This window comes from Asaccharospora irregularis DSM 2635 (genome assembly GCF_900129815.1).
Classification (GTDB): Bacteria; Bacillota; Clostridia; order Peptostreptococcales; family Peptostreptococcaceae; genus Asaccharospora; species Asaccharospora irregularis.
On the sequence record NZ_FQWX01000050.1, the window covers coordinates 1 to 11,373 of the forward strand.

Below are 11,373 nucleotides of genomic sequence, written 5' to 3' on the forward strand. Positions count from 1 at the left end.
AGGTAACTAAAACAAAATCCACTTTTCCATCAGATGAATCACTGCTAAAAATGCTTTACTTAGCAAGCCAAAACATAATGAAAAAGTGGACTATGAGATATAGAAATTGGGATAGTATTTATAACCAACTATCTATATTCTTTGATGGTAGAATATAAATTTTAAAAAATCTATATTCAGATTTTGTTGAAGGATAAGTAATTTTGAAAAATTACATATACTTCACTAGATTTAGTTTTACCATTTTTGAATTAAATATCCAAAATATGAATAATTAATTCAAACTTACAAATATTATTATTAAATTACATTGCTATAGAGGAGCGAAATTACTCTAAAGCACAAATCAATTTACACTCTCTAGTAGACATCTAGAAAATGTCTACTATATAGGGGATTTTTATCTATTTAACCTTATTCACTATTCCTTTTAGAATAGAGTCTAGTTCTTCGCTAGTTTCATTAACTCCTTTGTGAGTTATATCAACTATCTCCTTGCTCATAGGAAGTTCACCTAGAAGGCTTAAGTTCATATCTTCTAAGAATTTATCAGTATCTTCTCCATCAAATAGTTTGATTTTTTTAGAACAGTCTGGGCATTGTATATAGCTCATATTTTCAACTACACCTAAGACATCTATATTCATTTTTTTAGCCATGTTAACAGCCTTAGAAACTATCATAGAAACTAAGTCTTGAGGTATAGAAACCATTACAACTCCACTTATTGGAATAGACTGCATTACTGTTAAAGCGACATCTCCTGTTCCAGGAGGCATATCTATTAATAAATAATCAAGTTCTTCCCAAAGAACATCTGTATAAAATTGTTTTACAACTTCACCTACCATTGGTCCTCTCCAAATAACAGGCTCATTTTCATCAGCCATCATAAGATTTATTGACATTATTTTTATGTTATTTGAATTCACAACAGGATATATGTTAGAACCGTCTGAATAAGCTTTTATATCTTTTACACCCATAAGTCTAGGTATACTTGGACCTGTTATATCTGCATCTAATATCCCGACTTTATAGCCCATTTTATTTAGTTCATTAGCTATAAGGGCAGTTACTGTAGATTTTCCAACTCCACCTTTACCACTCATTACACCTATAATTTTGTTGATTTTATTATTAGGATTGTTTTTAATAGAGCAAGTCTCTTGACTGTTACAATTTCCGTTTGATGGACATGAATTACAATCTGCCATTTTTATCCCTCCGATTTTAATGTATTTCTTACTATAGTTTAATTTTATTAAAGGTATGTAAGATTGTATTTATATATAATATTTAATACCCTTATATTTTATAATATATCAAACTTATAAAATATAAAAATCTATAAGTTTAGATTTTAAGGGTCTATATATAATTTTAATACATTAATTAGATAAAGTCAGCATATAAATTAGAATTTAAAGATAAAAAAGATTAAATGATACTTACTATTAATAACTAAAATTAAATGAAAGCAAAATAAAAAGAAGCCAATAACCGCTCTTATCAACTTCTTTTTAAATTTAATGTAGTTGTATTTAGCCCAATCTAAAAGTTTCGCAAGTAGCATTTTCTGAATTGATCTCTACATTAGTAGCATTACACCCACCATTTATATTATATAAACAATTTGTAGCACTACAAGATATGTTCTGAGTATTAGTAAGTCCTAATTCACCAGAATAATTTGAAAGATTAAAAGCGTGTCTATTTCTAAAAGAATCGCAGTAGGTTTCTGGAGTAACTGTAGCATCAAATCCTTCCACTTTTATATGTGAGGCATAGCAACTCCCAAGTTTATTAAAAGCACAATTATGTGCCATACAATTTAAATTAGTTCTCATAAAAAACCTCCTAAATCAACTATATTAGTATTATGGGGAAGTATACAAAATTTAATCATAAAAATTCATTTTTAAAAATTTTTATGATTAAAATACAATCAACTTAATATGTTTATAAAAAATATTATGCAAGGTATTGTAAATGCATCCAATAAAAAAGCACTTACTAAAGGAACGACTAAAAAGGCTTTTTCAGAGTAGCCATATCGATCACTTACAGAAGTCATATTCGCTATTGCATTGGGAGTTGCACCTAAACCATGGCCGATAAGACCACTAATTATAACTGCAGCGTCAAAGTTTTTGCCGAGTGCTTTAAAGCATACAAACACGGCGAAAAATATTAAGAATGCTACTTGTGATATTACTATAATCAATATAGGACCAAATAAATTAGATAGTTTAAATAAATCAATACTCATAAGGGCCATAGTTAAAAATATTCCAAGAGAGAGTTCTCCTAAAAAGTCTAAAAGCTTAAAATTGAGAGCTATAAATCTAAATTTATCATTAATACTTCTAAATATTACTGCGAAAAACATACACCCTACAACTGTAGGTAATATGATTTTAGTTGTATTAAAAAGCAGGTTTGTCATAAGTTCGCCAAGATTCAAACAAAGTAATAGTACTAGTGCTTGCTCAAAGAATGTATATGTAGTCAAACTATAGGATGATTTATTTATATGTGAGTTATTATTTTTTTTAGAATATCCAGATTTATCTTTTAAATTATTGCCTTTTATATGTACAGGTTTTAGGTTATATTTTTCAATTAAATATCTCGCTGTAGGTCCACCTAATAAACTTCCAAGTAAAAGTCCGAATGTAGCAGCGGCAACTCCGACGCTAAGGGCGTTATTTACACCGAGGTTTTCAATTGTAGAACCAAATGCAGCAGCAAAACCATGCCCACCTTCCATGGAGATAGTTCCGCACATAAGTCCCAAAAGAGGGTGTATATTCAAAAATTTAGCAAGGATTACAGCGAGGATACTTTGGCAGTAAGCGAGAATTCCACAGAGTAGCCAATATTTAAATAGAAGATACCCTCCTTTTTTTATTAGATGAAGATTTATGCCAATGCCTATTATGGTGAAGAACAATGACATAAAGTATGGCATCAAACTAGTATCTGGATAAATAATTAATAAATTAGCTGATCTGAGCAGTGAATTTATTAAACAAAATAAAAGTCCTCCAATTACGGGAGATGGAATACATATACGATTAAAAATTGAAATCCTATCCTTTATTACAGTTCCAATTAGAAAAAGAAGAGTAGATAATATTAAAGTATCTACAATATTTAAGTTTATTGAAATCAAATAATTTCCTCCTTGTGTAAAGTAGTAGTAAAATTAATCAGAGTTTACAATTAGTATTAAATATATATTAATAAGTTGACAAAAAATAACCTGGTTAAAAAAATTAGCTTTAAAATAATTTTTATATCCTTATATGAGTATGAAATATTAATTATTAGTTTAGATATTATGTAAAAAACGTATTGACAAATATTGAAAAGGAATGTAATATGTAAAAAAACATTTTTCGTATAACCCTAATGATATGGTTTAGGGGTCTCTACCAGGAGCCGTAAATTCCTGATTACGAAGAGAATCTATTTATTTAAAGTTAATAGGTTTTCTTTGTAATCAGGAATTTTTTTGCGTATAAAAATAAAAATACTTATAGCATTATTAATAATAAAAATTAGGAGGTAAAAAGATGAAAACAAATCATAATAATATAGTAAATAAATTGCCAAAAGTAGAGTTACATTGTCATCTAGATGGGAGCGTTAGAGTACAAACTATAATCGATATAGCTAAAAAAGAAAATATAAATATTCCATCATTTGATGTAAATCAAATCAATAAATTGGTTAGAGTTAATTCTGATTGTACATCTTTAGTAGATTATTTAAAAACGTTTGATATACCAAATAGAGTAATGCAATCTAAATACAGTTTAAAAAGAATTACTTTTGAACTTTTAGAGGATGCAGCTAATGAAAATATAAAGTATATGGAGATCAGATTTGCACCACTTCTTCATATCCACAAAGGGCTTAGTGTAGATGAGATAATAGAGAGTGTGTTAGAGGGCGTTTATGAGGCTCAAAGTAAATATGATATAAAAGCAAACTTAATATTAAGTTGTATGAGGACTATGACAGTAGAGGATGCACTTTTAGTTATAAATAGTGGAAGAAAATTCTTGGGTAAAGGTGTAATAGCAACAGACCTATGTGGGCCTGAATTAGAGGGATTTTGTGAAACATTTAAAGATGTTATGCGTATAGCTAAAAATTATGGATATAGAATTACAATACATGCAGGTGAAGGTGCAAGTGGAAAAAATGTATTAGATGCTATAAATATTTTGGGAGCCGAAAGAATAGGTCATGGGGTCAGAATAAACGATATAAAAATAGCTTATAATGCAGTGAAGGATAACAACGTACTTCTTGAAATTTGCCCTACTAGCAATATTCAGACTAAGGCTGTAGATTCATATGATAATCACCCACTTTACAAATTTTACAAGGATGGTTTAAAGATAAGTATAAATACAGATAACAGAACTGTTTCTTCTATAAATTTGACTGATGAACTAGAACTTATTTTTGATAAATACAGCTTAGATATAAATGACTATAAAAAAATATACCTAGATACTGTAGATGCAAGTTTTGCAGACGAACAAACAAAAAAATGGCTTAGAAATTTTATATAAATAATATAATTTATAAGAAAAACTTAATATAATTCATATAATAAGATACTTTAAAGATGTTTACAGGTAATAGAGAATATGTAATTAATGTTTAATTTAGGAATTTTAATGTAATGATATTGCATTAGTTGTATCTATAATAGTATTATTAGTATAGATACAAACTATAATTTATAGTATAAAAGTCATGTTAAACTCTTAATAGAAAACCTAATATATTTGTAAAATTAGGATGAAAATTAGGGGGAATAATAAATGACAAATTTACCGAAGCAATTTGAAAGTTTTAATAAGGCAAGACAGATGGGATTTATAAAGGCTAAAGAGTTGAAGGAAAGTGGGAAAAATATGGTGGGGATATTCTGTGCATTTACTCCAGTTGAGATAATTATGGCAGCAGGTGCAACTGTAGTAGGAGTATGTGGTGTAAGTGAGGAGCCTATACCAGCGGCAGAAAAAGTACTACCAAGAAATCTTTGCCCATTAATAAAATCAAGCTATGGACATGCTATAACTGATACCTGTCCTTATTTTTATTTTTCTGATTTATTAATAGGAGAAACTACATGTGATGGTAAGAAAAAAATGTATGAGGAGTTAGCAAAAGTTAAGCCAACTTATGTTATGCATTTACCAAATATGGGAAAAGGAGAATTTGCCTTTAAACTTTGGAAAGATGAAATGATAAAACTAAAATCAGAGGTTGAATCCTCACTAGGTGTTACAATAACAGAAAATGATATAAAGGAAGCTATAAAAGATAAAAATGAAGAAAGAAGACTATTAAAAGAGTTTTATGAACTTGGAAAATTAAATCCATCAGCCTTAACAGGAATGGAACTTCATAATGTTTTACAGCAAGCTGGATTTAAATTCGATAGAAATGAGTTAAAATCTTCAATAAGAAAAGTTATAGATGAAGCTAAACAAAGATATGAAAAAGGAGAGTGTCCTGTTGAAAAAGGAAAACCAAGAATTTTAATTACTGGTTCGCCAATAGGAGGGATAAGCGAAAAAATAGTAAAAACATTAGAAGATGCTGGAGCTTCAGTTGTTGCATATGAGCTTTGTGGGGGAATAAGATCTAATGATTTACTAGTTGATGAAGAAAATGATGATGTATATGAAGCCTTGACTGAAAAGTATATAAATATAGGCTGTTCTTGTATGATGAACAATGACAATAGAATAGAATTGTTAGATAGATTAATAGATGAGTATGAAGTTGACGGTGTAATAGATGTTGTACTACAGGCGTGTCATACATTTAATATTGAAAGTTATAGAATAAAAGAATTTGTGACAAAAGAAAAGGAAAAACCGTTTATGTATATAGAAACCGATTACTCAAAATCAGATACAGAACAGTTAAGAACTAGATTTGAGGCATTTATAGAAATGATATAATGTTAATTGGGAGGGCGTATGTATAGTATAGGAGTTGACTCAGGTTCAGTAGCAACAAAAGGAGTATTATTTGATGGTAAAAAAGTCGTAAAAAAAGTAGTAATACCTACAGGATGGAGCCCAAAGAGTACATCTAAACAAGTTTATGACTTATTATGTGAGGGAATTGATAAAGACAAGATAAAAAAGGTAATAGGAACTGGTTATGGAAGGGTAGCTATGGATTTTGTTGACAAGACTGTAACAGAAATAACTTGTCATACAAAGGGGATATATTTTTTAAATAATAATATACGAACTATTCTTGATGTAGGTGGACAAGATAGCAAAGTAATAAATTTAGATCAAAATGGGAATGTATCCAACTTTATGATGAACGATAAATGTGCAGCAGGTACAGGTAGATTTTTAGAGATAACATCAAATCTTTTAGGGAGTGATATTGAAAATATTGACGACTTAGCAAAAGATGCTAAACCAGTAAATATATCTAGTATGTGTACAGTTTTTGCAGAGTCTGAAATAGTTAGTTTACTTGCACAAAATATACCAAAGGAAGAAGTTTCCGCAGGAATTTTAAAATCTATTGCTAATAAATCAACTTCTATGTTAGCAAGAGGAGAAATAGTTGATGAAGTAGCTTTTACTGGAGGGCTTGCAAAGAGCAAGGTATTAGTAAAGATGATAGAAGAAATACTAGGTAAAAAGATATTTATAGCAGAGGACACTCAAATTATAGGAGCACTTGGTGCTGCTGTAATCGCATTTAAATAACTATACATAGGGGTTTAAGTATAGAAAATTTCTTTAAAAATTTTAAAGATTTAAAAAATTTATTGACAGTGAAAAATACTCTGCTATAATTATGGAAAAGGAAGATTCAAAATATTGTAAAATAAAAATTATTATTTTAAAGAGGGAGGATACTATGAAAGGAATTATAAGAGAAATAGAATCAAAATTATATAATGCTTATTCTATGTTCTGGAGCTACTACTATAGCTCTGGCTATTTCTCATGCAAAAATAAATATAATTCTTTTCTGATGAGGTCAGAATCTTTTATACAAGTATAATAATTTTTTATAATAATTTCTTATAACAGGGATTTAAAAGAGCTCATTTTAGAGCTCTTTTTTTTTTTTATAATGCATAGGAAATTATATTCATTTTCAGACTGTTGATAAATATAATTTTCGTATATGCATTTCAAAAAAATTATCCTTTAAAGGTTTTAGATAGAAAATTTTTTTACAATAGAATTCCTATAGAATAATAAATTTAAAATTTTAATTAAGGAGGGGTAAAATGATAGTAATATTAAAGGCAGATACCAGCCAAAGTGAAGTTGAAAAAATAGCAAAGTCTATTAAAAGCAAGGGGTTACAAATACATTATTCAAAAGGGGAAAACTTTATAATACTAGGCTTGGTAGGGGATACAAGTAGTATAGATGCAGCCCAAATTGAATCAAATAAAAATGTTGAAAGAGTTATGAATGTAGCAGAACCATTCAAGAAGGCTAACAAACTGTTTCATCCAGAGCCATCTATAATAAATGTAGATGGACAAAAAATAGGAGGAAATAAATTAGCAATAATAGCTGGGCCTTGTTCAGTTGAAACAGAGGAGCAGATTTTATCAGTAGCAAAAGATGTCAAAAAATCAGGGGCAGGATTTTTAAGAGGGGGAGCATTCAAGCCTAGAACATCGCCATATGCATTTCAGGGACTAAAATACGAAGGTCTTGAGTTGTTAAAAAAAGCCAAAGAAAAGACAGGACTTCCAATAGTTACAGAGATAATGTCTCCATATGATATAGAAGTATTTGAAAGAGACGTCGATGTAATTCAAGTCGGTGCTAGAAATATGCAAAACTTTGATTTATTAAGAGAATTGGGGAAAACTAAGAGTACAATCTTATTAAAAAGGGGATTGTCTGCTACTATAGAAGAATGGTTGATGTCGGCTGAATACGTTATGGCAGGTGGAAATGAAAATGTCATACTTTGTGAGAGAGGTATAAGAACTTTTGAAAAATACACTAGAAATACATTAGATTTAAGTGCTGTTTTAGCGATAAAAAAATTAAGTCATTTACCAGTAATAGTTGATCCAAGCCATGCTGCGGGTAAGAACTGGATGGTAGATTCACTATCTAAGGCGGCAATTGCAGTAGGTGCAGATGGGCTTATGATAGAGGTTCACAATGATCCAATAAATGCACTTTGTGATGGTGCTCAGTCTATAAAGCCTGATGAGTTTGAAAAATTAATGTCAGAATTAAAATTAATGGCAAATATAATAGGTAGAGATATATAAAAAATAGTATATAATATTTTTATGGAAAATCTTTCAACAAAAGATTGAAGGTATAGACTTTAAGGAGGAAAAAAACAATGGGAGTATTAAAACTTTATCCCAGTAAGTTAAGAGGAGAAGTAAGAATCCCGCCATCTAAGAGTATAGCGCATCGAGCGGTAATATGTGCATCTCTTGGATGTGGGGTTAGTAAAATAAAAAATATAAATTTATCAGACGATATAATAGCTACAATAGAAGGGATGAAATCATTAGGAGCAACCATACAAGATAAAGGAGATTACCTAGAAATTAAGGGTATAGATAGATCTAAAAAATCGGATAAGGTAATTGATTGTAATGAGTCTGGTTCTACACTTAGATTTCTTATACCTATATCTATTGCAATATGCGAAGGTGCAAGGTTTGTCGGTAGAGGGAATCTAGGGAAAAGACCACTAGACACTTACTATGAAATATTTGATAAGCAAGGGATAAGTTATAACTACGCTGAAGATGAACTTAATCTATCTATTTGTGGAAAGTTAAAGCCAGGAGAATTCAAGGTTGAGGGAAATATAAGCTCTCAATTTATAACAGGGCTTTTGTTATCACTTCCACTATTAGATGGAGATTCTAAAATAATTATAACTACAGAGTTAGAGTCTAGGGGATATTTAGACTTAACTTTAAATACTATGAGAGATTTTGGAATAGATATAATAAATAATGATTACAAAGAGTTTATTATAAAAGGAAATCAAACATATAAAAGCATTGACTATAAAGTGGAGGGAGATTATTCACAGGGAGCATTTTATTTATGTGCTGATGCAATTGGATCAGATGTAAGTATATTAGATTTAAAAAGCAATTCATTTCAGGGGGACCGAGAAGTTATAAATATACTAAATAGAATGGGAATGGAATTTGTAGACAGACAAGGAAAAATAAGTGGATATGCAAAAGAACTCAAATCAACAATAATAGATGGATCTCAGTGTCCAGATATTATTCCGGTATTATCGGTTGTAGCTAGTCTGAGTAAGGGACGAACAGAGATAATTAATGCTAAAAGGCTTAGAATAAAGGAATGTGATAGATTAAATGCAGTAGCAGTAGAACTTAGCAAATTAGGGGCTAAGATAGAGGAAAAAAAAGACAGTTTAATAATAGATGGAGTAGATTATTTTTTAGGTGGAGTAGAGGTATGGAGCCATAATGATCATAGGATTGCTATGACGTTGGCAATAGCATCTACTAGATGCAAAGAACCAATTGTTATAAAAGACTTTGAGTGCATTTCAAAATCATATCCTAAGTTTTTTGATGACTTTAAAATGTTGGGAGGAAGCTTTGATGAGTGGCATGTGGGGCAATAACTTAAAGATATCTATATTTGGAGAATCACATGGAAATTCTATAGGAATAACGATAGATGGTCTTAAGCCAGGAATTGAATTAGATATAGAGAAAATATCTATGGAAATGAAAAGAAGGTCTCCTGGGAGAAATGATTTATCAACAAGTAGAAAAGAGAGTGATATCCCTGAGATAGTTAGTGGGTATTTTAATGGAAAAACAACCGGCACACCTCTTTGTGCTATTATAAAAAATGTAGATACTAGATCTAAGGATTATACTAAAACAAAGGATTTAATGAGACCTTCTCATGCAGATTATACTGGATATATTAAGTACCTTGGATTTAATGACTATAGAGGCGGAGGACATTTTTCAGGAAGAATCACTGCTCCATTAGTATTTTGCGGTGCTATTTGCAAACAAATATTAGAAAAAAGAGGTATAGAGATTGGGTGTCATATAAAAAAAATAAAAAATATAGAAGATAGCTCATTTGATTTCACTAATGTTTGTAAAGATATGTTAATTAAATTAAGGAACAATGAACTCCCTGTAATTGACACACAAAAAGAAGAAGATATGAGAAGGGTTATTTTAGAATCTAAACAGCAAGGTGATTCTGTAGGAGGAGTAGTAGAATGTTGTGTAGTAGGGATAGATGCAGGGATAGGAGATCCATTTTTTAACTCTGTGGAATCCGTTATTTCTCATTTACTTTTTTCTGTTCCAGCTGTAAAGGGAGTAGAGTTTGGACTAGGCTTTGAAATGGCAAATATGTATGGTTCACAATGTAATGATGAATTTTATTATGATGGAGATACTGTAAAAACTAAGACTAATAACAATGGTGGGATATTAGGTGGAATCACAAGTGGTATGCCTATAATATTTAGAACTGCTATAAAACCAACTGCATCTATATTAAAGGAGCAAGATACAATTAATATCTCCGATAAAACTAATGAAATAATGAAAATTGAGGGTAGACATGATCCTTGTATTGTTCAGAGAGTAATCCCTGTTATAGAAGCAGTTACAGCTATAGGAATTCTTGACTTATTAAAGGAGAAAGAAAAATGGAGTATTTAGAGAAACTTAGAAGTGAAATTGACGATATAGATAGAGAACTAATTAAACTATTTGAAAAGAGAATAGACATTGTATTAAAGATAGGCGATTATAAAAAAAATAAAAATATGGAGATTTTTCAGGAGGATAGGGAAAAACAAGTTTTGAAAAATGCACTATCTAACCTAGAAAATACAGAGTATTCAGAGGAAATAGTTAGGATGTTGAGTTGTATTATGGATATTAGTAAAGATATTCAAAAAGAAAAAATATAAAAAATAGCAAACAATAGACCAGCTAGTTAAAGTCAACAGTTTTTAAAAATATTTTATAATTATGTTTTTTCGTATAGCAAATAAACCATCAAATATACACGAATTTTTGATGGCTTATATGGAAAAATAGTTCATATTAGCCGTTAGGCTATATTAGGTAGACTTTTGTTTTCTAGATACATCTTACAGTGCAATTTAGGGTTACGTACTTCATATGGTTTTTGGTTGCGTAGCACAGAAAAAATATAGTTCATTAGCTTATGCATAATGGCAACTAGTCCAACTTTTTTGCTTTTACCATTCATATTATTTTTATAATAATTAAGCAAAACAGGGTTTATTGCCTCAGAATTACGCTTAGTTCTA

Annotated in this window: 10 protein-coding genes, 2 pseudogenes and 1 riboswitch; of the genes and pseudogenes, 8 read left to right on the top strand and 4 right to left on the bottom strand. The window is 29.9% G+C overall.

Annotated elements, in window-relative coordinates; translation table 11 throughout:
- Positions 1-158 (top strand): annotated as a pseudogene (locus tag BUB34_RS13675) (IS256 family transposase); the annotation flags it as partial.
- A gap of 246 nt (positions 159-404) precedes the next feature.
- On the opposite strand, the gene BUB34_RS12020 reads toward BUB34_RS13675, so the two are convergent.
- The 3 genes from BUB34_RS12020 to BUB34_RS12030 all read right to left on the bottom strand — a co-directional run bounded on the left by BUB34_RS12020 (position 405) and on the right by BUB34_RS12030 (position 3,178).
- Positions 405-1,217: an Mrp/NBP35 family ATP-binding protein gene (locus BUB34_RS12020; protein WP_073127620.1), complete on the bottom strand. Its 813-nt coding sequence runs from the start codon at positions 1,215-1,217 to the stop codon at positions 405-407.
- Between the two features lie 327 nt (positions 1,218-1,544).
- The gene (locus tag BUB34_RS12025) at positions 1,545-1,850 is read right to left on the bottom strand and encodes a DUF1540 domain-containing protein (RefSeq protein WP_073127622.1); all 306 of its coding nucleotides are present in this window, start codon (positions 1,848-1,850) and stop codon (positions 1,545-1,547) included.
- Positions 1,851-1,948: 98 nt separating this feature from the next.
- Positions 1,949-3,178, bottom strand: coding sequence for a sodium/glutamate symporter (locus BUB34_RS12030; protein WP_073127624.1), 1,230 nt, complete (start codon positions 3,176-3,178; stop codon positions 1,949-1,951).
- A 206-nt stretch (positions 3,179-3,384) separates the two neighbouring features.
- A riboswitch (purine riboswitch) is annotated at positions 3,385-3,484 on the top strand.
- A gap of 97 nt (positions 3,485-3,581) precedes the next feature.
- On the opposite strand from BUB34_RS12030, the gene add reads away from it, so the two are divergent.
- The 7 genes from add to BUB34_RS12065 all read left to right on the top strand — a co-directional run bounded on the left by add (position 3,582) and on the right by BUB34_RS12065 (position 11,007).
- Positions 3,582-4,592: an adenosine deaminase gene (add, locus tag BUB34_RS12035; protein WP_073127627.1), complete on the top strand. Its 1,011-nt coding sequence runs from the start codon at positions 3,582-3,584 to the stop codon at positions 4,590-4,592.
- A 255-nt stretch (positions 4,593-4,847) separates the two neighbouring features.
- Positions 4,848-5,999 (top strand): double-cubane-cluster-containing anaerobic reductase, encoded by a 1,152-nt coding sequence (locus BUB34_RS12040; protein WP_073127629.1) that lies wholly within the window; start codon positions 4,848-4,850, stop codon positions 5,997-5,999.
- 18 nt (positions 6,000-6,017) lie between these two features.
- A complete protein-coding gene (locus BUB34_RS12045; RefSeq protein WP_073127631.1) occupies positions 6,018-6,773 on the top strand; it encodes an acyl-CoA dehydratase activase in 756 nt (251 codons plus the stop codon).
- A gap of 533 nt (positions 6,774-7,306) precedes the next feature.
- Positions 7,307-8,320, top strand: coding sequence for a 3-deoxy-7-phosphoheptulonate synthase (aroF, locus tag BUB34_RS12050; protein ID WP_073127633.1), 1,014 nt, complete (start codon positions 7,307-7,309; stop codon positions 8,318-8,320).
- Between the two features lie 77 nt (positions 8,321-8,397).
- Positions 8,398-9,681 (top strand): 3-phosphoshikimate 1-carboxyvinyltransferase, encoded by a 1,284-nt coding sequence (gene aroA, locus BUB34_RS12055; RefSeq protein WP_073127635.1) that lies wholly within the window; start codon positions 8,398-8,400, stop codon positions 9,679-9,681.
- The gene (aroC, locus tag BUB34_RS12060) at positions 9,659-10,753 is read left to right on the top strand and encodes a chorismate synthase (RefSeq protein ID WP_073127637.1); all 1,095 of its coding nucleotides are present in this window, start codon (positions 9,659-9,661) and stop codon (positions 10,751-10,753) included. Before aroA ends, aroC begins: the two co-directional genes overlap by 23 nt.
- On the top strand, positions 10,741-11,007 hold the full coding sequence (locus BUB34_RS12065) for a chorismate mutase (RefSeq protein ID WP_073127639.1): 267 nt from the start codon (positions 10,741-10,743) through the stop codon (positions 11,005-11,007). Before aroC ends, BUB34_RS12065 begins: the two co-directional genes overlap by 13 nt.
- Before the next feature lie 143 nt (positions 11,008-11,150).
- Here the strand turns inward: BUB34_RS12065 and BUB34_RS13445 are convergent.
- Positions 11,151-11,373: pseudogene (locus BUB34_RS13445) on the bottom strand (hypothetical protein); the annotation flags it as partial.

Excerpts from the sequence above, each read along its gene's own strand:
- BUB34_RS12020 (WP_073127620.1), bottom strand. The coding sequence starts at position 1,217 with ATGGCAGATTGTAATTCATGTCCATCAAACGGAAATTGTAACAGTCAA.
- BUB34_RS12025 (WP_073127622.1), bottom strand. The coding sequence starts at position 1,850 with ATGAGAACTAATTTAAATTGTATGGCACATAATTGTGCTTTTAATAAA.
- add (WP_073127627.1), top strand. The coding sequence starts at position 3,582 with ATGAAAACAAATCATAATAATATAGTAAATAAATTGCCAAAAGTAGAG.
- BUB34_RS12040 (WP_073127629.1), top strand. The coding sequence starts at position 4,848 with ATGACAAATTTACCGAAGCAATTTGAAAGTTTTAATAAGGCAAGACAG.
- BUB34_RS12045 (WP_073127631.1), top strand. The coding sequence starts at position 6,018 with ATGTATAGTATAGGAGTTGACTCAGGTTCAGTAGCAACAAAAGGAGTA.
- aroF (WP_073127633.1), top strand. The coding sequence starts at position 7,307 with ATGATAGTAATATTAAAGGCAGATACCAGCCAAAGTGAAGTTGAAAAA.
- aroA (WP_073127635.1), top strand. The coding sequence starts at position 8,398 with ATGGGAGTATTAAAACTTTATCCCAGTAAGTTAAGAGGAGAAGTAAGA.
- aroC (WP_073127637.1), top strand. The coding sequence starts at position 9,659 with ATGAGTGGCATGTGGGGCAATAACTTAAAGATATCTATATTTGGAGAA.
- BUB34_RS12065 (WP_073127639.1), top strand. The coding sequence starts at position 10,741 with ATGGAGTATTTAGAGAAACTTAGAAGTGAAATTGACGATATAGATAGA.